Source organism: Bifidobacterium sp. M0353 (genome assembly GCF_016100645.1).
Lineage (GTDB): Bacteria > Actinomycetota > Actinomycetes > Actinomycetales > Bifidobacteriaceae > Bombiscardovia > Bombiscardovia choladohabitans.
Genome location: NZ_JACFSB010000002.1, coordinates 591,271 through 612,145 on the forward strand (window position 1 = coordinate 591,271; position 20,875 = coordinate 612,145).

The window sequence follows — 20,875 nt, forward strand, 5'->3', positions numbered from 1 at the left end:
GAGGCCTTGTTCAGGCGTATCAGCTCAGGAGCAGGGCGACCAGGGCGATGATCACGGGCGAGCTGATCGTGCTCAGCAGGATGCCATCCCTGGCGAAGGTGGTTCCCACCTCGTAGCGGGCCGCATAATTGTAGACGTTCTGGCCGGTGGGCAGGGCCGCCAGAACCACGCACCCGTACAGTTCAGCCCCGCTGAAGCCCATCATGAACCGGGCCAGCAGGTAGGCGATTATGGGCATGACCAGATTCTTCAGAATCACCGCGCAGAGGGTGGCACGACGGTCGGTGCCCTGGCCCATGGGCCGCGAACCCCGCAGGGACATGCCGAAGGCCATGAGAATCATGGGCACGGCCGACTGTCCGATCATGTCGATGGGTTTGTAGACGAAGTCGGGGATGATGAAATGTCCGACCTGGGCGCTGATGGCCGAAATCACTATGCCGCCTATGGAGCCGATGAGGATGGGTTGCTTCAGGGGCTGTTTGAGGATGGTCTTGATCGAGAGCCTGCCAGAGGTGGTCGCGTCCAGAACGGTCAGCCCAATAGGAGTGAACAGGGCTTGCTGCATGACCAGGATAGGTGCCACCAGTGTGGGATTGCCCAGAATATAGGTGGCTACAGGCAGCCCGATGTTGTTGGAGTTCAAATACAGCGAGTCCAGAGCGCCGATGGTGGCTTCGGCTGCCGGCAGGTGGAAGCTGGCTGCGTTCAGGGCCACGAAGAGCAGGCCCACAGCCGCCGCCGACAGGAAGGCCACGATGATGCTGGGGTGGAAGATGACCGACAGCTTCTGCTTGGAGAGGATGGCGAACATCAGGCAGGGTGTTGATACAAAGAAGGAGAACTTGTTGAGCACCAGCTGGGCTGTGGGACCGCCTACATGGAAGCGGGCGGCCACATACCCCACGGCGATGACCACGCCGATGATGAAGAACCCTTCCATGGCACTGAGCAGTCCAGGCACTCCGGCATCCTCCTCGTCTCGCAGGGTGGACGGCGGCCTTCCAGGCGGAGTGCCACCGCTTCCGTCCTCCCCATTGTGCCACCCGGACCTCATGCTTGCGGCTGCAGGTCCATCCGCGCTCCTTCGGCCCGCTAGCATGGCACTATGGCCAAGAACACACAGACGGATATTGATCTTCTCGCCGGCGTCCGGGAGGCTGAACCTGCCCAGGCCCTGGCAAGGATACTGGAGTCCATGACCGCCCTGCCCTCGGTCAGCGGTCAGGAGGGCGCCCTGGCTGATGCCGTCCAGAGGGCCCTGTCCTCACGCTCCGACCTCGTGGTCCGACGGCTGGGCGACACGGTCGTGGCCTCCACGCAGCTGGGCCGTCCCCATCGCATCGTCCTTGCCGGGCATCTGGACACCGTGCCCGTGGATGGGAACCTGCCCCCGCGCTGGCTGGAGCCCGGCGATCCGCATATCCGCACCGATCCGGCCGCCGCCCACCCCGGATCCCGGGTGCTGTACGGTCGGGGCACCGCCGACATGAAGGCCTCGGACGCCGTATTTCTCCATCTGGCGCTCACCCTGCAGGAGCCGGTCCATGACCTGACCTTCGTCTTCTACGACCATGAGGAGGTCCAGGCCGACCTGAACGGGCTGGGCCGGGTGGTGGCCGCCCACCCTGACTGGGTGCGGGGGGATTTCGCCATCATCGGCGAGCCCACCGACTGCGCCATAGAGGCCGGCTGCAATGGAACCATGCGTTTCGACCTGATCACCCACGGCACGACGGCCCACTCCGCCCGGGCCTGGATGGGCAGCAACGCCATCCACGCCGCCGCGCCCATCCTGGACCGGCTGGAGCAGTACCGTCCGGCCACGGTGCGGGTGGACGGCCTGGACTATAGGGAGGGGCTCAACGCCACCATGATCGAGGGCGGTCTGGGCACCAACGTCATTCCCGACCGCTGCCGGGTGCATGTCAACTACCGGTTCGCCCCCGACAAGAGCCTGGCCCAGGCCAAGGAGCTGATGATGGGCCAGGGGACAGGCGCCGAGCTGGGCAATGGCGAGCATATGGCCCGCGGCGGGGTCTTCCAGGGATTCTCGGTGCGCATGTGCGATGAATCTCCCGCGGCCCGTCCGGGTCTGGATTCGCCATGGGCGCGTTCGCTGGCGGACCTGGTCGCTCGGACTACGGGCCAACAGCCTCGCGCCAAGCTGGGATGGACCGATGTGGCGCGGTTTTCAGCCCTTGGCCTACCAGCCGTCAACCTGGGTGCAGGGAACCCCCTGCTGGCCCACAAGGCCGACGAACAAGTGCCCCTGGATGACCTGGTCCGGCTGGAGGCAATACTGGTCGAGTGGCTCAATGGACCTGAAGGCCGCTGATTTGTGTCATACTAGAGGACGGTGGTTCTGCCTGACCACTTGCAGCGTAGGCGTTGATCCCCCCGGATGGAGACCCAGTGATCCGTACGGGCGTCGGTGTCCGCCTGCGTCAGGAAGACTTTTTGCCAAGGCGTTTCGATCGGGCGTACGCAGGTGCGCGGCTGCAGTGAGAGTGCAGCGTGAGGACGGATCGGGACCGTGAGAGCGGCGCGAGGCGGCGTGCCGCAAGGAGCATTGTGCCCGAAAAAGCGAATAACGAGGATACCCAGGATAATAGGTCCACCATCAGGGATGGGCAGGAGCGGCAGGTCGAGGAGACCGCCGCTTCCGGCACCCGTCGCCGCGCCGGACGGCGTGTGGTCAGGGTGGCCGGCGCCGCCGGTGCCGACGTGCCCGTGAAGGTCGAGGCCGAGAAGCGCAAGGCCAGCCGCAAGGCCAAGGAGGAGGACGATGAGTCCAAGCCCGCCGCCACCCGTCGCCGTCGCGCTCGCAAGCCCAAGGAGGATCAGGCTGCCGATCAGAGCCTGCAGGAACACTCCAGCCAGGATGCCCGGGAGGATGAGAACGAGTCCAAACCGGCCAGGACGACCACCCGTCGTCGCACCCGAACTACTGCCCGTCGACGCACCGAAGAGCATGCCCCGGAGGGCGAACCTGATCAGGAGCGTCAGGAGCGTGCCCTTGAGGCTGTGGAGGCACTGACCTCGGGCCGCAGCCAGAAGGCAGTCCGGAAGGCCGAGGAGCAGGATGAGCATCCGCGCGCCGCCCGTGCCTCCCGTCCCCGCCCTATGACATCCCTGCTCTTCCAGGAGCCCGTCATACCCGTCTCCCGGCCTGAGCAGGATGAGCGCGAGGAGCGGGACGATGAAGACGAGGATGCCGAGCAATCGCCCAAGACCTCCCGCCGTAGCAGGTCCAGGAGCACTTCGGAGGGTGGTTCACGCCGTTCCCGCAGGCTCAACGCCGAGGAGCGCCGGGCCGCTGACGAGGTGGAGCGCATCGAGGAGGATCTGGATCACGAGGGCATCACCTTCGTGGTCGACGAGGACCAGGAGCAGGACGAGGATCAGCAGGAGTCCGGCACCCGCACCCGTCGCCGTCGCCGTTCCAAGAGCGATGACGAGGACTCTGAGAAGTCCGTTTCCACTCGTCGCCGCCGTCGTGGGCACGAGCAGGAGAAAGAAAGGGACAAGGATGACGAGGACGAGGCCCCGCTGACCCGTCGCCGTCGCCGTCGCAGGGGTTCCAAGTCCGCTGAGGGCGAGTCGGAGGAGTCCGGCGCCCGCCGTTCGCGCAAGCAGCAATATATCGACGAAATCACCGACGTGGAGGGCTCTACCCGCCTGGAGGCCAAGAAGCAGCGTCGGCGGGACAACCGCCGCGAACGCTCCCGTCAGTCCCAGCTGGTCGAGCAGGACTTTCTGGCCCGCCGCGAAAACGTCAACCGTCTGATGGTGGTGCGCGAGAAGGAGCACCACACCCAGATTTCGGTCATCGAGGATGACATCCTGGTCGAGCATTACGTCTCCGACATCCAGGAGGTCTCCACTGTCGGCAACATCTACTTGGGCCGGGTCCAGAACGTCCTGCCCAGCATGGAGGCCGCCTTCGTAGACATCGGCCAGGCCCGCAACGGCGTGCTCTACGCCGGCGAGGTCAACTGGGATTCCACCCGTCTGGAGGGCCAGCCCCGCCGGATCGAGCTGGCCTTCAAGTCCGGCGATCCCGTGCTGGTCCAGGTCACCAAGGATCCCATCGGCCACAAGGGCGCCCGCCTGACCTCGCAGGTCACGCTGGCCGGCCGTTTCCTGGTCCTGGTGCCCTCGGGCGGCATGACCGGTGTCAGCCGCAAGCTGCCCGACCGCGAGCGTTCCCGCCTCAAGAGCATCGTCTCCAGGGTAGCTCCCAAGGACATGGGCGTCATCATCCGTACCGCGGCCGAGGGGGCCAGCGAGGAGGCCCTGACCAAGGACCTGGAGAACCTGCAGCGTCAGTGGAGCAAGATCGAGGACAAGCGCAAGGAGTTCCTGCACGGCAAGCGCCCCAAGCTCCTGCAGGGCGAGCCGGACGTGGCCATCCGCGTGGTCCGCGACATCTTCAACGACGACTTCGCCAAGCTGGTGGTCCAGGGCCAGGGGGTCTACGAGAGGGTGCGCAACTACCTGGAGACCATGGCCCCCGACCTGAAGGAGAAGCTCGAACACTGGGATCCGGCCGAGCACCAGGGCAAGGATGTCTTCGACCGCTGGAGCATCGACAGCCAGCTGCGCAAGGGCATGGAGCGTCAGGTCTACCTGCCCTCCGGAGGCTCCCTGGTCATCGACCGCACCGAGGCCATGACCACCATCGATGTGAACACGGGCCGCTTCATCGGCAAGGGCAAGTCCCTGGAGGAGACGGTGACCCGTTGCAACCTGGAGGCCTCCGAGGAGATCGCCCGTCAGCTGCGCCTGCGCGACATCGGCGGCATGATCATGATCGACTATGTGGATATGGTCATGCCGGCCAACCGCGACCTGGTCCTGCGCCGCCTGGTGGAGTGCCTGGCCCGGGACCGCACCAAGCATCAGGTGGCCGAGGTCACCTCCCTGGGGCTGGTCCAGATGACCCGCAAGCGGGTGGGTCAGGGTCTGGTCGAGGCCTTCTCCGAGGAGTGCCCCACCTGCCATGGTCGAGGCTTCATCCTCCACGACAAGCCGACCATCTCCGCCTCCTATGCCGATCCATACGCGGTCAAGGGCGGCGATCCCTTCGTCAAGACCAACAAGCATGGGCATGGTTCCTCTTCCAAGGAGACCTTGTCCACTGGTTCGACTCCTGCAGTCAAGGCCAAGCTGGCCAGGATCGCTGCGGCGGCCCAGGCGGCCTCGGACGAGGACGACGCCCAGGCTGGGTCGGCGGATGTCGCCAAGGAGTCATAGACTGAATTTCGTTTTGTCGGCGGGGCAGGCACATTTGACGACGCGGTGTGTTTGCTTCTATACTGGTTAGCTGGTGTCTGGACGGGTTCGTCAATCGAATGGCGGGACTCGGATGCCGGGCGCATACAGCTTTGGACAACAGGCAAGGTAGGGCTATGTACGCGATTGTGAAGGCCGGAGGCCATCAGGAGAAGGTCGAGGTCGGTGACCAGATCACGGTCAACCGTCTGGCTGCCAGGAAGGGCGAGTCGGTCGAGTTTCCGGTCGCGCTGGTCGTCGACGGATCCAAGGTGACCATGGCCGCCAAGGATCTGGCCAAGATCTCCGTCAAGGGCGAGGTCGTGGACGACGAGGCCAAGGGCCCCAAGATCAACATCCAGAAGTTCAAGAACAAGACCGGCGTGGCGCGCCGCAAGGGTCACCGCCAGAAGCAGACCGTGGTCAGGATCACGGCCATCGCCTGAGGGCCTAGGTCGAGGTAGGAAAGGAACCAGACATGGCACATAAGAAGGGCGCGTCCAGCTCACGCAACGGGCGCGATTCGAATGCACAGTACCTGGGCGTCAAGAAGTTCGGCGGCGAGGCCGTAGTGGCCGGCAACATCATTGTCCGCCAGCGTGGCACCAAGTTCCATCCCGGTCAGAACGTCGGCCTGGGCAAGGACCACACCCTCTTCGCCCTGACGGACGGAACCGTTCGGTTCGCCAACCGGCGTGACCGCAAGGTCGTTGACGTGCTTACCGCCTGATTGCCCCTTATCGGCATGGGCCGAAGGCCATCCCTGTCATAGGGGTGGCCTTTTTGCATATGTATGGAGATGCCGGGCATTCAGCTCTCAGGGGCCGCATGTCAGGCCGGATTGAGTACCATGGGCCCCTATGAGTGCATTTGTGGATCAGGTCACCGTCCATGTCAAGGGTGGCGACGGCGGCAATGGGGCGTCCTCCATCCGCCGCGAGAAGTACAAGCCCCTGGCCGGGCCCGATGGGGGCGACGGTGGCCAGGGCGGCTCGGTCATTCTTCAGGCCGACGCCAACGCCACCAGTCTGCTGGACTACCGCTTCCTGCCTCACCGCCAGGCCGGATCGGGCACCATGGGTCTGGGCGGCGACAAGGACGGCAGCCGTGGCCAGGATCTGATTCTGCCGGTGCCGGTGGGCACTGTGGTCTTCACCGCCAAGGGAGGCCAGGGCGAGCGCAAGCAGCCGGGTGAGCGCCTGGCCGACCTGGCTCATGCGGGGGACCGGTTTGTGGCGGCCCAGGGTGGCGTGGGCGGATTGGGCAACCGCTCCCTGGCCACCAAGGCCAGGCGGGCTCCCGGCTTCGCTCTGCTGGGGGACCCCGGTCAGGAGCGCGATCTGGTGCTGGAGCTCAAATCCATCGCCGACGTGGCCCTGGTGGGCTTTCCCAGTGCGGGCAAGTCCAGTCTGGTGGCGGCCATGAGTGCGGCCCGACCCAAGATCGCCGACTATCCATTCACTACCCTGGTGCCCAACCTGGGCGTGGTCCAGGCAGGGGAGGGTCGCTTCACCATGGCCGACGTGCCAGGGCTGATTCCGGGAGCCTCCCAGGGCAAGGGCCTGGGGCTGGAGTTCCTGAGGCACATAGAGCGCACCGAGATCATCGCCCATGTCATCGATTGCGCCACCCTGGAGCCTGATCGGGACCCCATGAGCGACTATCGGGCCCTGGAAGAGGAGCTTTCCCGCTACGCCGACCGTCTGGAGCTTCCGCTGGGGGTCATCCCCATGGCCGAGCGGCCCAGGGTGATCATCCTCAACAAGGCCGACCTGCCGGAGGCCCGCGAACTGGCCGAATTCGTCCGGCCCGACTTCGAGGCCCTGGGCCTCAAGGTCTTCATAGTCTCCACAGCCTCGCATCAGGGGCTCAAGGAACTTGGCTACTACCTGGCCGGTCTGGTGGACCGCCTGCGCAGGCAGTTGCGCGAGCAAGAGGAGGCCAGGCAGGAGGAGCGTGTGGTCATCCGCCCCCTGGAGCGTCGGCGCAGGAATGCCGACCAGTCCGGGGACTTCACTCTTGAGCGGCATCAGACCCGGTCCGGACAGACCTGGTTCAGGGTCTGCGGTGCCAAGCCCGAGCGCTGGGTCCGCCAGACCAACTTCGACAACGAGGAGGCCGTGGGCTATCTGGCCGACTGCCTGGCTCGGATGGGCGTGGAGGATGCCCTGCGCAAGGCCGGTGCCAGGCCTGGGGACGAGGTCCGCATCGGTCCTGGCGATGACGCGGTGGCCTTCGACTGGGATCCCAGCGTGGCGGCCGGCGCTGAAATGCTGGACGGCACCCCCCAGGTGGCCCGGGGCCGTGACCTGCGTCTGGAGGAGAGCCAGGGGCTCAACCGCCGCCGCACCAACAGCGAACGCCGCCGCCAGTACCACCAGATGATGGACGCCCGGCAGGCGGTGCGTCAGGTCATGGAGCAGGAGCGGCGCCAGGGGCACTGGGCCGATCCCTCCGTGGACGACGATCCCCACGATAGGCAGGGTCTGCTGGGGCGCGGGGACACGGAGTCCGCCGGTTCGGAGGAGGCCGGGCAATGACCGGAGGGGAGGGATCCGACGAGACCGCGGTCCGCTCCCGGGTGGCCCAGGCCCGCACCATGGTGGTCAAGGTGGGATCCAGCTCCCTGACCGATCCCCACGGGCACCTGGACCTTGGCCGCCTGCGTTCGCTGGTGGGCGCCCTGGCCTCGGCTGCCGTCAACGGCGCCCGCCTGGTCCTGGTCACCTCCGGGGCCATCGCAGCCGGCTTCGGCACCCTGGGATTCGACGAACGCCCAGATGACGTGGCCACCCAGCAGGCTACGGCCTCGGTGGGCCAGGGTCTGCTCATGGCCCAGTACGAGACTGCCTTCGCCCGCTATGGCCTACGTGTCGGCCAGATCCTGATCACCGCCCGTGACACCACCCATGCCGTCCAGTACCGCAACGCCCGGCGCACCCTCTGCCGGCTGCTGGATTTGGGGGTCATCCCCATCGTCAACGAGAACGATGCCCTGGCCAGCAACGAGATTCGCTTCGGCGACAACGACCATCTTTCGGCCCTGATCGCCAACATCGTCAGTGCCGATGCCCTGGTCCTGCTGACTGACGTGGATGCCCTCTACACCGAGCCCCCATCCAGGCCGGGGGCGCGCAGAATCGGCTTCGTGCCCGATGTGGCGGCCATCATGGACCAGGTGGATGCCCAGGGGTCCGTCTCCGGGCTGGGGACCGGGGGCATGTCCACCAAGCTGGAGGCGGCGCGGATTGCTGCGGCCTCCGGTATGCCCGTGGTCCTGACCCGCGCCGACCTTGCAGGTCCCGCCCTGGCCGGCGACATGGTGGGCACCCTATTCGCCCCCATTCGTCCACGGGGCTCCTCGCATCGGCTCTGGATCAAGTTCGCCTCCCGTCCCCGGGGCGGCTATCTGGTGGATCAGGGGGCTGTCAAAGCCCTGCGTGGCGGCCGGGCCAGCCTGCTGGCAGCTGGCGCCAGATCGGTCCAGGGTGAGTTCTCGGCCGGTGATCCCGTCTGGATCCATGATGAGTCAGGCCACCAGGTGGCCAAGGGCCTGTCCGGCTACGATTCCGAGGAGGCCCAGGACATGCTGGGCCTAAACACCAAGGAACTCCGCCGTCGACTGGGCGCCCACTATGCCCACCCGCTGGTGCATAGGGACTCTCTGGTCCTGGTCTGAGCACAGCCCTGGGGGTGCTGGGCGGTAGCATGGCAACATGACTATGGCGCAATGGCAGACCCTGAGCAGACGCATAGATGCGGTGGCCCCCAGTGCCACTCTGGCCGTGGATTCAAAAGCCAAGGCCATGAAGGCCCAGGGCATGAATGTGATCAGCTTCGGTGCCGGCGAACCCAACTTTCCCACGCCTGACCACATCGTTCAGGCGGCGGCCCGCGCCTGTCTGGATCCGCGCAACCACCGCTATACGCCTACGGCGGGTCTGCCCCAGCTGAAGCAGGCCATCGCCGACAAGACCCTGCGCGACTCGGGCTATCAAATCGACCCGGATCAGGTGGTGGTCACCAACGGCGGCAAGCAGGCCGTCTACGAGACTTTCCAGATCCTCTTGAACCCAGGCGATGAGGTCATCATCCCCGCACCCTACTGGACCAGCTATCCCCAGATGGTTCTGCTGGCTGGCGGTCGGCCGGTACCGGTGCTCAGTGGAGCCGAACAGGGCTATATCCCCACCCTGGAGCAGCTGGAGGCGGCTCGAACCGAGCACACCCGTGCCATCATCCTCAACCTGCCCGCTAATCCAACCGGGGCGGTCTGGGACGACGACCTGGTGGCTGCCGTGGACCGCTGGGCCATGGAGCACCGAATCTGGGTGATCAGTGACGAAATCTATGAGCACCTGACCTACCAGGGGGCGCACACCCCCTATCCGGGCGCCCTGGCGCCCCAGGTGCGCGATCAACTGATTGTGGTCAACGGTGTGGCCAAGACCTATGCCATGACCGGCTGGCGGGTGGGCTGGCTGGTCGCACCGCTGCCGGTGGCCCAGGCGGCCGCCAAGCTTCAGGGGCATATGACCTCCAACGTGGCCAACGTCTCCCAGCAGGCGGCCCTGGCTGCCCTGACCGGTGGCCTGGAGGACGTGGAAGCCATGCGGTCGGCCTTCGCACTGCGTCGACGGGCCATTGTGGATGCCCTGAACGCCATGGAGGGGGTGACCTGCCCTGAGCCTCTGGGTGCCTTCTACGCCTTTGCCGACGTGACTGGTCTGCTGAATCGGCCGGTGGGTCCGAAAGGCACGGTCTGCTCTACTTCGGGTGATCTGGCCGAGGTCATCCTGGAACAGATCCAGGTGGCGGCCGTACCAGGCGAGGCCTTCGGCGCGCCCGGCTGCCTGCGCTTCTCCTACGCGTTGGCCGACGACGACCTGGCCGAGGGCATGCGGCGCCTTGGGGACTGGGTCGGCGCCTGATCCGGCTCCTGGGCAAAATGCCCTCGGGGCAACACGGTTGGACGCAATCCATCCTTTAGGCTAAACTAGCGATTTGGCGGTTTTTCCTCCCGGTCGAGTAGGCTGGTGGGAAGTTCCGATAGGGAAGTGGCGCAATTGGTAGCGCAACGGTCTCCAAAACCGTAGGTTGTGGGTTCGAGTCCCGCCTTCCCTGCCAAGGCTTGCAGCAGATGATGCAGAACAAACGAAGGACGGATGACCATGGCACAGAAGGATGGGGCTGAGGAAGCCAGGCCGAACTTCTTCATGCGTATCGGGCTCTTCATCAAGCAGGTCATCGATGAGATCCGCAAGGTCGTGACCCCCACGGGCAAGGAACTGGTGGGCTGGTCCGTGGCCGTCTTCATCTTTGTGCTGCTGCTGATGGTCTTCGTGACCGTGATGGACTTCGGGCTGGGCAAACTGGCCTTCCTGATATTTGGCTGAGCCGTGACAAGGTAGAAGGTGGAGTGATCCATGAGTGATGATCTGACCAGAGAGGGATTGGACCCCGATCAGGCCGCTGAGCCGGTCTCGTCGGTGTCCAACGATGCCCCCACGCAGGAGGATGCCCAGGTCCAGGATCAGTCTCTCGGGTCCCCTTCTGAGCAGGCTGAGCAGGACAGCACACCCGCCGAATCCGCCCAGGCCAATGACACCCAGGCCGATTCTTCCGATTCCGACGACCAGACCGATCAGGAGGATCCCGGTCAGCGGGCCGTGGACGAGTTCTCCAAGAAGCTGCGCACCCTTGAGGGCAAGTGGTACGTTCTGCACACCTACTCAGGCTATGAGAAGCGCGTCAAGGCCAACGTGGAATCCCGCGTGGCCTCCTTCGGCTTGGAGGACAAGGTCTTCCAGGTGGAGATTCCCATGGAGGAGGTCGAGAAGCATACCGACAAGGGCAAGAAGGTCGTCACACGCGTGCGTGTGCCCGGCTATGTGCTGATCCGCATGTGGCCCGACGAGAATGCCCGCCGCATCATCCGCGACACCGAGGGTGTCACCGGGTTCGTCGGCCCCAGCAAGGAGCCGGCGCCGCTGACCCGCAAGGAGGTCGTCCAGATGATGGCCCCCATGATTGCCTCCGAGGCCCTGAAGGCCGCCGGGGACAAGCCCGAGGCCGCCAAGAAGCGCACGGTGGAGGTCTCCTACGCCGTCGGCGATCAGGTCACCGTCACCGAAGGACCCTTCGCCACCATGGCCGCCGTGGTCTCCGACGTGGAGCCCACTACGCAGAAGCTGACCGTTCTGGTCTCCATCTTCGGCAGGGACACCCCTGTGGAGCTGGGCTTCGACCAGGTCGAGAAGATCGTCTGAGCGCCGTTGGCCGGTCCCCGGTCGATGCGATAATCGTCAAGCTTGTGCTCCCCTGTGGAGCGCATTTGGAAAGAACAGGTTGCGGGAGGGGATCTATGGTCTCCGACATCACCGCTTCGTAGAAAGAAGAACCAGCATATGGCTGCAAAGAAGAAAGTCACCGCGCTGATCAAGGTGCAGATAGAGGCCGGCAAGGCCAACCCCGCACCCCCCCTGGGCCCGGCTCTGGGTTCCCACGGCGTGAACATCATGGACTTCTGCAAGCAGTACAACGATGCCACCAAGGACAAGATGGGCCAGGTCATCCCCTGCATCATCACCGTCTACGAGGATCGTTCCTTCACTTTCATCACCAAGACTCCGCCGGCAGCCGACCTGCTGCGCAAGGCGGCCGGTGTCTCCAAGGGTGCCGGCAACCCGCTGACCACCAAGGTGGGATCCGTCACCAAGGCCCAGGTCCGCGAGATCGCCCAGACCAAGATGGAGGATCTGTCGGCCCGCGACGTCGAGGCCGGGATGAAGATCATCGAAGGCACCGCCCGTTCCATGGGCATCACCGTCACTGACTGAAATTTTCGTTGTGAGCGGTAGGGCACACGCTTGCCCGCACCGCGACTGCTGATAGGAGAAGCAGATGACCAAGCGTTCCAAGAAGTATCGCGAGGCGGCCGAGAAGGTCGATCGCACCAACCTGTACACCCCCGAGGAGGGTATCGCCCTGCTCAAGAGCATGCCCAAGCGCGGGTTTGACGAGACCGTGGAGGCCGTCTACCGCTTGAACGTGGATCCCCGCAAGGCCGACCAGCTGGTCCGCGGCACCGTCAGCCTGCCCAACGGCACCGGCAAGACCGTGCGCGTCCTGGTCTTCGCCCGTGGTCCCCAGGCGACTGCAGCCGCCGAGGCCGGAGCCGACGAGGTGGGCGACGACGAGCTGGTGACCAGGGTCGCCGGCGGCTATCTGGACTTCGATGCCGTGGTGGCCACCCCCGACATGATGGGCAAGGTCGGCCGTCTGGGCCGCGTGCTGGGTCCCCGTGGCCTCATGCCCAACCCCAAGACCGGCACCGTGACCATGGATGTGGCCAAGGCGGTCACCGAGATCAAGGCCGGACGTATCGAGTTCCGTGTGGACAAGAACGGCAACCTGAGCTTCCCCGTGGGTAAGGTCTCCTTCGAGCAGCAGGCTCTGGAGGAGAACTTCCACGCGGTCGACGAGGAGATCAAGCGCCTGAAGCCGGCCACGGTCAAGGGCCGCTACATCACCAAGGCCACCGTCACCACCACCATGGGCCCGGGCGTCCCCCTGGACATCGCGGTGCTCTGAGCCGGTTCGGCTGATACTTCCAGGGCGGGAGACCTTCGGGTCCCCGCTCTTTTTATATCTTGGCCAGGAGCACTTGGCCCGGCACCAGTCAGTCGGCGCTCGGATGCGACCTACGGATTCTACCGATGATCAGGGCCGCCTGGAGGACGAAGGATTCTCGGGGGTCCATGGCATCCCAGCCAGTTACTTCCACACAGCGCCTGAGTCGGTAGCGCACGGTGTTGGGATGGATTCCCAGCTTCTTGGCGGTGATCTCCAACGAGTTGCCCGAGCGCAGGAAGGTGAGCAGGGTGGTCGGCAGGGGCCCGTCCGGATCCTGTCCGGCCAGGCTCAGATAGACCTCCTGGTAGAGCTGGTCGGCAGCGTCCGTGTCCCCGTTCAGGGCTCGTTCGGGCAGCAGGTCGTCGGCGTGCAGTGGCCTGGGCAGGGCGGCGGTGATGGGGTCGGCCACTGCTGGAGCCGCCGCATGGGTGCTCAGTGCGGCTCCGATGGAGGCTTCCGCACCGGAGATCCCATGGCGGAGAGGTCCCAGGCAGACGGCTGATCCGTCAGCGAAGAAGCGCAGGATGGAGGCACAGAAGTCTGCTGGGGTGCCCGACCGGTCGGGATTGATCAGGACCGTCATGAGCCCATCGCTCTCGCCCACCAAGGCCCTGCCGCCTTCATGCGCCACCGTGGTATGGATGGGCTGGCGGGCGTTCTCCATGCCCTGTCCGTCATCGTTGCCCCGGGCCTCGCCAACGACAGCAAAGCAGTCGAACTCGGTCGGCCAGCCCAGCCGGGCCAAATCGTCGACGGTCCGTGTGTCTGCTGTTTTCTCGATCAGATGCCGAATGATCCTGGATTCCGTGACGGCTTTACGTCCGCTCCGCGCCTCGGCCAGGTCGGCGTAGAGACCGGCTGCTGCGGTGGCGGCATGACGGGCGTAGACCAGTGTGGCTCGTTCCCCTTCGGCCCCCATGGTCCGGCCAGCCTCCTCAAGCATGTCCAGAATGACCCGGGTCAGCTCCATGGCCCGGTGCGGGCCCAGGCTCCTGGAGAGTTCGGCTGGCACGGGGGAGGGGACTTCGCCCTCTTCTTTGCCTTGGGAGTCGAGTCGGGAGAGCAGGTCGTCCAGGGCTGTTCGAACGGCCCCCTCCAAGGTTCTGCGCCCGTCGGCGGGCAGGGACCTGGCCCAGGGCAGCGCCTCCTCCAGATGGTCCAGCGTCTTCCGGAGGATCCGCTCCATGGCGGCATCGGAGGCGGTAGGTGCCCGGTGAGATTGCTGCGCCTCGGCAGGGTCGTCGTCCTTCGGTCTGGACCGCTTCGACTTGCCGATCATGTCGGCCGGTCCATCAGGTTTGCGGCGCGGGCACGGCGGCTCTGCCGGACCATGTCCAGAATCAGGAAGGGCACCACCATGTCCACCGGCAGCATGTGCCGTTCGAAGTTGTTGGCTGGGGCCGTGATCATGACCCCCATGATCAGCAGGAGGGGGAACCAGCACAGGGCCCCGCGCCAGTGACCGGCTGCCAGGCGGGCGACGATCAGCAGCAGGGCGGCCACCACCCAGAAGTTGGCACGCGCTACCAGGCCCAGCAGGGGGGTGTCGGCCCAGGTTCTGACGAATCCGGTCACCCCGTTGCGCCAGTCGTGGCACCAGGCCGCCAGCCAGGAGCCCGAGTTCTGCACGTAGCCGTTGTTCAGGTAGTAGGACATGGCCACGTAGGCAGGGTCGCCGGGGTCGAAGTAGCCGTAGGACTCGGCCATGAAGGCATCCAGGTATATCACCGGGTTGCGCAGTCCCACCTGGAGCCAGGCCCGATTCAGCCGGGACAGCTGCTCAGGCGTGACGGTCCTCCAGCGATAGACGATCAGTTTGGGCTGGTTGCCCGAGGACTTGACCCGGTCGGCCTCCCAGGGGGTGTATTGGATGGCGGCATTGTCCAGGTCCATGATGGGCTCGAGGTCGGCCCTCGCCTGGGCCGGAATCCCCTGGGGGTTGCGCTGGGCCACCCGGGCGATCTGCTGCAGCTGGATGCTGCGGCTCTCCACAGGGTCACCCTGGATGACCGTCCCCGTAGCCGTCAGAGCCCCGGTCACCCCCGTGAACAGGACCAGGGGCAGCAGAAGCCCTATCAGGATGGTGGCCCATTGGCGACGGTGGACGATCAGGGCCAGGACCAGCTGGGCCAGGACGATGTAGAGGGCGTACTTGGCGCTGATCAGCATGACCAGGGTGCTCAAGGCGAGGCCGGGCCGCAACCGGGCCGCTTGGCTGGCGTAGAGCGGTGAGTTCTTGTCCACAGATTCCAGCTGGTGCCAGATGCCGAACCACCAGATGAAGGCGAAGGCGAAGAGGGGGGACTTGGTCAGGCTGAAGGTACTGAAGACCACGAAGGGGGAGAGGAGGAAGAAGAGCATGACCAGGGTGCGGGCCAGTGCCCCGACATGTTCGGTTCCGCCCCCGCGCAGGAAGCGGTCGGCGGTGACGGCGCAGCAGAAAGCGGCGAAGATCACCTGCAGCCCTGCCAGGAGCACGATGCCCGCATCATAGGATCCGGTCAGATGGTTGGAGGCCATGATCGTCATCCCGTAGAACAAGGTCAGCACCATGTTGTGCTGGTCGGTCAGGAAGGTGGGGTGCCCCGGCCACAGGTAGTGGCCGATGGGGTAGACGTCCATCTGGGTGAAGGCATTGCCGCCGTAGGGGGGCTGATCGCCCTGCAGCTGGGCCAGGAAGTTGGCGCATTCCTGGGCCTGCGCGTACAGGTCGGCCCCGTAGGCGGCCAGCAGGGTAAGAAAGGCCCAGGCCCATCCCAGCAGGAGCAGACGCATGATGGGTCGCCAGCCACTGGTTTGTCTGGTGATGAAGGCCGCGTAGGTACGCATCCGTGGGCGCTGTGCCAGGGCGGTCAAGCGCTGTGGCATCCGGAGGGGTCCGCAGCCCAGCAGAATCCGGCGGCAGGCCAGGACCAGTGCCAGGCAGATGGCCAGGGTTCCCAGCATGATCAGCACCTGGGGCAGACCCACCTGTGCCAGCGAACCCTGCTGACGGTAGATGGGGCCCAGACCGGTGCAGCAGGCAATCCAGAGGCAGGCCAGCAGGGCCAGGACAAGGCCGAGGGTCCGGGATGAACGGGAACCAGGCCTTCCGGTCTGCAAGGCTGATGTCCGCACAGGTTGTTCGCCCGCCTCTCTCGGTTGCGCCCTTCCGCTGTCTGCGCTCAAAAGAACCCCTTTCGCGGGTCATGCCTGGTCTACGGCTTCCCCATTTTATCCAGTGCCCATCCGAGGATGCGCTCAGAGCTGTCCAAGGGTCTCCTGTGAAAAGATACAAAAACCGGCAGCCGCTTTTGTGGGTGGTTCGCTACCGGGGCTGACCCCTTGTGCCGTATAGTGGAACGCGTGCCTCATCAGAATATCAAGTGGCAGCCATCGGCATCGCTGGACAGTGGCGTACTCTCCTCGATCGTGGTGCTCGACACCGTCGATTCGACCAATACGCTCGTGGCTCATGCTCTGGAAGCCTCGACGTATTCGGATGCGCGCGACCGGGTCGAGCGGCTGTTTGGGGGCGGTGAATCGACAACGAGCACGGAGACCGTGAAGGGACTGGCCTCTGGCACAAGGGGAAAAGCCGAAGATACGCCTCGAAAAAATGCCCGTCAGGGTGTTTCTACGACTACACGATACGAGGGAAGAGTCGCAAGTAAAGGTATTCGGCGATGGCCGGGCGCCGGGGGGAGCACCATGCCGCTGAGCGTAGCGGTTGCCGATGCGCAGTCCCGGTGCCGCGGTCGTCTTGCCCGAACCTGGGTCAATCAGCCCCGACGTTCCCTGCTGGCCACTTGGGCCCTGCCGCTGCCCACCAGCTTGCTGACCGGACCCTTAGGTGGATGGATGCCCATGGTGGCGGGACTGGCTGCCTTGGAAGGCCTGCAGGATGTGCTTGGGTACCACGGCTGCCGGCTGGCCGACGGCGGCGACCCGAAAAGGGTCCTGACCCTCAAGTGGCCTAACGATCTGTTCTGCCGCGGGGCCAAGCTGGGGGGCATCCTCTGCGAGCTGGTCCGGGTGGATCAGGACTGGTCGGCCCTGGCTGTCGGCATCGGCATCAACCTCCTGCTACCCCGGCAGGCGTTGCCCATTGCGGAGTCCACCTCCCTGCAGCTGCATTACCAGGACATGCCCGACTACCGGACCCTGCGCGACGATCTGGTTGACGCCATCAGCTGGCACCTGAGCGGGGAGATGGCCCCCCTCGGCCTTGACGGGTCGCTGGACAGGACCTTGAACGGGCCACAGGGGCTGCGCTCGCGGATTGTCGAACTCAGCTGGACGCTGGGCAGGCGGGTCAGGGTCGTTCCGGTGGCCGGTGAGCCTGTGGAGGGCCGGGCCCTGCAGATCAATCCGGATGCTTCCCTGCGGGTGCGGTTGCCCGACGGCAGCCAGGTCGACGTTTCCACGGCAGATGTGGGCGTCCTGCCTGAAGTGGCCGCTGTGGGGGCCTAAAGCCCACCCTGTCCATACTTTCCGTCAGTCCGAATCACCCTTGAGCAACCAGTGAGGAGAGGGGAATGAAAAAACTGCTGATCGCCAACCGTGGCGAGATAGCCCTGCGGGTTGTGCGCACCGCCCAGGAGATGGGCATCGCCACCGTGGCCGTCTATGCCGACCAGGATCGGGATGCCCCCTATGCCCAGATGGCGGACGAGGCCTACCTGCTGCCTGGGGACACCAACATGGAGACCTATCTGAACGAGGATCTGATCGTCTCCATCGCCCGCAGGTCCGGCGCTGACGCCCTCCACCCGGGCTATGGCTTCCTGTCCGAGTTCTCCTCCTTCGCGCGCAAGGTGATCGAGGCGGGCATCACCTGGGTGGGGCCGGATCCGGAGGTCCTGGACGAGCTGGGTGACAAGATCACCGCCTGCAAGGTGGCCGAGCGGGCCCGGGTGCCCGTGGTGCCAGGCCTGAGCGAGCCCGTCACCGACATGCGCCCACTGCTGGACTTCGCCGACGAGCACGGCTATCCGGTCATGATGAAGAAGGCTGACGGCGGCGGCGGCCGGGGGATCACCCTGATCAACGACAGCGACGAGCTGCGCACCTTCTACATGAACCATGATGCCCTTCAGGGCGGCGACCTGGGCGACTACTTCATCGAGAAGTTCGTGGACCGGGCCCGGCATGTGGAGACCCAGTCCGGCAGGGACAGCCACGGACAGTTCACCGTCTATTCCACCAGGGACTGCTCGGTACAGCGACGCAACCAGAAGCTGGTTGAGGAGGCGCCGGCCCCCTTCCTCTCCGACGACGTGATCGCCCAGCTGGAGGGGTTCTCCCGCCGCCTGTTCGACACGGTGGGTTACGTGGGCCTGGGCACCTGCGAGTTTCTGGTCACCCCCAGGGACGACGTCTACTTCATGGAGGTCAACCCCCGGCTGCAGGTGGAACATACGGTCAGCGAGCAGGTCTGCGGACTTGACCTGGTCCGCGAGCAGCTGCGGATCGCCGACGGTGGCTCCCTGAACGTGGCGCCTCCGCCCCGAGGCCACAGTTTCGAGCTGCGCATCACCAGCGAGGATCCGGCCACCAACCTGACCCCCAGCTCCGGGACCATCGAGTCGATTCAGTGGCCCTCCGGCCCCGGCATCCGCGTGGATTCGGGTGTCGAGGTGGGCGACACGGTCTCGCCCAGGGACGACTCCATGATGGGCAAGCTGATCGTGACCGCCCAGGACCGTCCGGCGGCCGTGGCCAGGGTCCGTCGGGCCCTGCGTGAGATGAGCATCAGCGGGGTCCCCACCCCGGCCGGCCTCTTCCAGAAGATCTTCACCAACCCCGAGTTCACCGCCGAGGACGGGCACTCCTTCGACGTGTCCACCAAGTGGCTGGAACGGGTCTACCTGAACGTGGAGCCTGCCTCCAACGGGAGCGGCCAGCCCGCCTCGGTCTCCGGCGTTTCGGCCCAGGAACAGGACAGGGACAGCGATCCCATGGAGACCTACAACGTGGAGATAGACGACAAGAGGGTCAGGCTTGCTCTGCCCCAGTCGCTGCTTGGCGGCATGGGCGGCGTCGGCGGCCACGGCGGCATTTCCCGGCCCCGGCAGCCCCTGCGCGGGCGCGGGCTGCGCGATCAGGAGCCCGGCGCCCCCCGGCAGGATGCGGCCCGGTCCGGCGTCATCGTGGCCACCATGCAGGCGGTGGTCACCCGCATCAACGTGGCCCCCGACCAGGAGGTGGACAAGGGCGACCTGTTGGTGGTTCTGGAGTCCATGAAGATGGAGAACTACGTCTATGCCCCGGCCAAGGGCCGCGTGAAGACCATAGAAGTGTCCGTGGCACAAGGGGTGGATCCGGGTCAGACCCTGGTCACCCTGGATCTGGGCGGAGAGGAGCAGGCATGAGCGTCACCGAATCCACCTTGGGCTCTCAGCCGGTGCGCCAGGGCATCCATCGGGCCGCCGCCCTGGCCAAACAGGCCGAGGAGCACGCCCGCGACCGTCAGCATGCCAAGGGCAAGCAGACCGCCCGGGAGCGCCTGGATCTGCTCTTCGACAAGGACACCTTCGAGGAGGTGGGCCGTTTCGCCGGCGGCGACATCGCCGGGGACCGGGCGGGCTCTGCGGTCATCACCGGCTTCGGCCTGGTCTACGGGCGCAAGGTCGGCGTCTACGCCCAGGACTTCTCCGTTCGAGGCGGCACTTTGGGCCGGGCCGAGGGTGAGAAGATCTGCCGGCTCATGGACATGGCCCTGCGGATCAAGGTCCCCATCGTGGCCATGATCGACTCGGGAGGCGCCCGCATCCAGGAGGGTGTGGCCGCCCTGACCCAGTACGGACGCATCTTCCGCAAGACCTGCCAGGCCAGCGGCTTCGTCCCGCAGATCTCCCTGATCCTGGGACCCTGCGCCGGCGGTGCCGTCTACTGCCCGGCCCTGACCGACCTGATCATCATGACCAAGGAGAACTCGGACATGTTCGTCACCGGTCCCGACGTGGTCAAGGCGGCCACCGGCGAGACCATCAGCATGGACCAGCTGGGCGGCGGCTACGTGCACAACACCCGTTCCGGCGTGGCCCACTACCTGGGCGAGGACGAGGCCGACGCCATCGACTATGCCCGGACCGTGCTGGCCTACCTGCCTGCCAACAGCGGCCTGGAGCCTCCCCGGTACGCCTTCATTTCCGGCCATGCCGAGCGCCAGGCCGCCAAGCGACTGGCCACGGTCATCCCCGAGAACGACCGGCAGCCATACGATGTGTTGGACGTCATCCACGCCATCGTCGACTACGGCGAGTTGGTTCAGGTCCAGGAGCTCTACGCCCGGTCCATCGTGGTGGGCTTCGCCTGCCTGGAGGGCCGTCCGGTGGGGATCGTGGCCAACCAGCCCATGGTGGACGCGGGCAGCCTGGATGTGGAATCCTCCGAGAAGCTGGCCCGTTTCGTCCGCCTCTGTGACGCCTTCAACCTGCCGGTCATCACCCTGGTGGACACCCCTGGCTACAAGCCGGGATCGGACCAGGAGCACGCCGGCATCATCCGCCGGGGGGCCAAGGTCATCTACGCCTACGCCAACGCCCAGGTGCCCATGGTCACCATTGTGCTGCGCAAGGCCTTCGGCGGCTCCTACATCGTCATGGGCTCCAAGGCCATCGGCGCGGACCTCAACTACGCCTGGCCCTCCTCGCAGATAGCAGTGCTGGGGGCCCAGGGCGCGGTCAACATCATCCACCGGCGCGACCTGCAGGAGGCCAAGGAGGCCGGCCGGGACGTGGATGAGCTGCGCAACCGGCTGGCCCAGGAGTATGAAACCAGCACCGTCAACGCCAATCTCTCCCTGGAGATGGGCGAACTTGACGCCATGATCGACCCGGAGCAGACCAGACCGGTCCTGATCCAGGCCATGGACCTCCTGGCAGACAAGCAGCGCGTCAGGGTCAACGACAAGCACCACGGCAACCAGCCTCTATGAGCTTCCCCTCGTCATTATCAGCAATCCCCAACTCTCTATGAA

17 protein-coding genes and 1 tRNA gene are annotated in these 20,875 nt (G+C 65.5%); 15 read left to right on the top strand and 3 right to left on the bottom strand.

What is annotated here, in order from left to right; genetic code table 11:
• Positions 1-19: 19 nt before the first annotated feature.
• On the bottom strand, positions 20-964 hold the full coding sequence (locus tag H3V04_RS07945; protein WP_198188037.1) for an AEC family transporter: 945 nt from the start codon (positions 962-964) through the stop codon (positions 20-22).
• 144 nt (positions 965-1,108) lie between these two features.
• Between H3V04_RS07945 and dapE the strand changes: the two genes are divergently transcribed.
• The 12 genes from dapE to rplA all read left to right on the top strand — a co-directional run bounded on the left by dapE (position 1,109) and on the right by rplA (position 12,870).
• Positions 1,109-2,338, top strand: a complete 1,230-nt coding sequence (gene dapE / locus H3V04_RS07950; protein ID WP_198178306.1) for a succinyl-diaminopimelate desuccinylase — start codon at positions 1,109-1,111, stop codon at positions 2,336-2,338.
• 236 nt (positions 2,339-2,574) lie between these two features.
• On the top strand, positions 2,575-5,259 hold the full coding sequence (locus tag H3V04_RS07955; RefSeq protein ID WP_198187939.1) for an Rne/Rng family ribonuclease: 2,685 nt from the start codon (positions 2,575-2,577) through the stop codon (positions 5,257-5,259).
• Between the two features lie 155 nt (positions 5,260-5,414).
• Positions 5,415-5,723, top strand: coding sequence for a 50S ribosomal protein L21 (rplU, locus tag H3V04_RS07960; protein ID WP_015022458.1), 309 nt, complete (start codon positions 5,415-5,417; stop codon positions 5,721-5,723).
• Between the two features lie 32 nt (positions 5,724-5,755).
• Positions 5,756-6,007, top strand: coding sequence for a 50S ribosomal protein L27 (gene rpmA, locus H3V04_RS07965; RefSeq protein ID WP_015022457.1), 252 nt, complete (start codon positions 5,756-5,758; stop codon positions 6,005-6,007).
• 130 nt (positions 6,008-6,137) lie between these two features.
• Positions 6,138-7,817 (top strand): GTPase ObgE, encoded by a 1,680-nt coding sequence (gene obgE, locus H3V04_RS07970; RefSeq protein ID WP_198187941.1) that lies wholly within the window; start codon positions 6,138-6,140, stop codon positions 7,815-7,817.
• A complete protein-coding gene (gene proB, locus H3V04_RS07975; RefSeq protein WP_198183028.1) occupies positions 7,814-8,956 on the top strand; it encodes a glutamate 5-kinase in 1,143 nt (380 codons plus the stop codon). The genes obgE and proB overlap by 4 nt, the downstream gene beginning before the upstream one ends.
• A gap of 43 nt (positions 8,957-8,999) precedes the next feature.
• The gene (locus H3V04_RS07980; protein WP_198188038.1) at positions 9,000-10,208 is read left to right on the top strand and encodes a pyridoxal phosphate-dependent aminotransferase; all 1,209 of its coding nucleotides are present in this window, start codon (positions 9,000-9,002) and stop codon (positions 10,206-10,208) included.
• 120 nt (positions 10,209-10,328) lie between these two features.
• A tRNA-Trp gene (locus H3V04_RS07985) sits at positions 10,329-10,404 on the top strand.
• Positions 10,405-10,448: 44 nt separating this feature from the next.
• Positions 10,449-10,673, top strand: a complete 225-nt coding sequence (gene secE / locus H3V04_RS07990; protein ID WP_015022453.1) for a preprotein translocase subunit SecE — start codon at positions 10,449-10,451, stop codon at positions 10,671-10,673.
• 30 nt (positions 10,674-10,703) lie between these two features.
• On the top strand, positions 10,704-11,546 hold the full coding sequence (gene nusG, locus H3V04_RS07995; protein ID WP_198187943.1) for a transcription termination/antitermination protein NusG: 843 nt from the start codon (positions 10,704-10,706) through the stop codon (positions 11,544-11,546).
• Between the two features lie 138 nt (positions 11,547-11,684).
• Positions 11,685-12,116 carry a 50S ribosomal protein L11 gene (gene rplK / locus H3V04_RS08000; protein ID WP_015022451.1) on the top strand — a complete coding sequence of 144 codons (432 nt, stop codon included), beginning with the start codon at positions 11,685-11,687 and terminating at the stop codon, positions 12,114-12,116.
• A 64-nt stretch (positions 12,117-12,180) separates the two neighbouring features.
• Positions 12,181-12,870 (top strand): 50S ribosomal protein L1, encoded by a 690-nt coding sequence (gene rplA / locus H3V04_RS08005; RefSeq protein ID WP_029678147.1) that lies wholly within the window; start codon positions 12,181-12,183, stop codon positions 12,868-12,870.
• An 88-nt stretch (positions 12,871-12,958) separates the two neighbouring features.
• Here rplA and H3V04_RS08010 read toward each other — a convergent pair whose 3' ends face one another.
• Entirely contained in the window at positions 12,959-14,191 is a 1,233-nt protein-coding gene (locus tag H3V04_RS08010; RefSeq protein ID WP_198187945.1) for a CdaR family transcriptional regulator, read from the bottom strand.
• Positions 14,188-16,080, bottom strand: coding sequence for a DUF6020 family protein (locus tag H3V04_RS08015; protein ID WP_198187947.1), 1,893 nt, complete (start codon positions 16,078-16,080; stop codon positions 14,188-14,190). Before H3V04_RS08015 ends, H3V04_RS08010 begins: the two co-directional genes overlap by 4 nt.
• Positions 16,081-16,602: 522 nt before the next feature.
• On the opposite strand from H3V04_RS08015, the gene H3V04_RS08020 reads away from it, so the two are divergent.
• The 3 genes from H3V04_RS08020 (at position 16,603) to H3V04_RS08030 (ending at position 20,833) form a co-directional block, all read left to right on the top strand.
• Positions 16,603-17,364: a biotin--[acetyl-CoA-carboxylase] ligase gene (locus tag H3V04_RS08020; RefSeq protein ID WP_198187949.1), complete on the top strand. Its 762-nt coding sequence runs from the start codon at positions 16,603-16,605 to the stop codon at positions 17,362-17,364.
• A 65-nt stretch (positions 17,365-17,429) separates the two neighbouring features.
• Positions 17,430-19,265 (top strand): biotin carboxylase N-terminal domain-containing protein, encoded by a 1,836-nt coding sequence (locus tag H3V04_RS08025; protein WP_198187951.1) that lies wholly within the window; start codon positions 17,430-17,432, stop codon positions 19,263-19,265.
• On the top strand, positions 19,262-20,833 hold the full coding sequence (locus H3V04_RS08030; RefSeq protein WP_198187953.1) for an acyl-CoA carboxylase subunit beta: 1,572 nt from the start codon (positions 19,262-19,264) through the stop codon (positions 20,831-20,833). Before H3V04_RS08025 ends, H3V04_RS08030 begins: the two co-directional genes overlap by 4 nt.
• Positions 20,834-20,875: the final 42 nt, after the last annotated feature.

Excerpts from the sequence above, each read along its gene's own strand:
- dapE (WP_198178306.1), top strand. The coding sequence starts at position 1,109 with ATGGCCAAGAACACACAGACGGATATTGATCTTCTCGCCGGCGTCCGG.
- rplU (WP_015022458.1), top strand. The coding sequence starts at position 5,415 with ATGTACGCGATTGTGAAGGCCGGAGGCCATCAGGAGAAGGTCGAGGTC.
- rpmA (WP_015022457.1), top strand. The coding sequence starts at position 5,756 with ATGGCACATAAGAAGGGCGCGTCCAGCTCACGCAACGGGCGCGATTCG.
- obgE (WP_198187941.1), top strand. The coding sequence starts at position 6,138 with ATGAGTGCATTTGTGGATCAGGTCACCGTCCATGTCAAGGGTGGCGAC.
- proB (WP_198183028.1), top strand. The coding sequence starts at position 7,814 with ATGACCGGAGGGGAGGGATCCGACGAGACCGCGGTCCGCTCCCGGGTG.
- H3V04_RS07980 (WP_198188038.1), top strand. The coding sequence starts at position 9,000 with ATGGCGCAATGGCAGACCCTGAGCAGACGCATAGATGCGGTGGCCCCC.
- secE (WP_015022453.1), top strand. The coding sequence starts at position 10,449 with ATGGCACAGAAGGATGGGGCTGAGGAAGCCAGGCCGAACTTCTTCATG.
- nusG (WP_198187943.1), top strand. The coding sequence starts at position 10,704 with ATGAGTGATGATCTGACCAGAGAGGGATTGGACCCCGATCAGGCCGCT.
- rplK (WP_015022451.1), top strand. The coding sequence starts at position 11,685 with ATGGCTGCAAAGAAGAAAGTCACCGCGCTGATCAAGGTGCAGATAGAG.
- rplA (WP_029678147.1), top strand. The coding sequence starts at position 12,181 with ATGACCAAGCGTTCCAAGAAGTATCGCGAGGCGGCCGAGAAGGTCGAT.
- H3V04_RS08010 (WP_198187945.1), bottom strand. The coding sequence starts at position 14,191 with ATGATCGGCAAGTCGAAGCGGTCCAGACCGAAGGACGACGACCCTGCC.
- H3V04_RS08020 (WP_198187949.1), top strand. The coding sequence starts at position 16,603 with ATGCCGCTGAGCGTAGCGGTTGCCGATGCGCAGTCCCGGTGCCGCGGT.
- H3V04_RS08025 (WP_198187951.1), top strand. The coding sequence starts at position 17,430 with ATGAAAAAACTGCTGATCGCCAACCGTGGCGAGATAGCCCTGCGGGTT.
- H3V04_RS08030 (WP_198187953.1), top strand. The coding sequence starts at position 19,262 with ATGAGCGTCACCGAATCCACCTTGGGCTCTCAGCCGGTGCGCCAGGGC.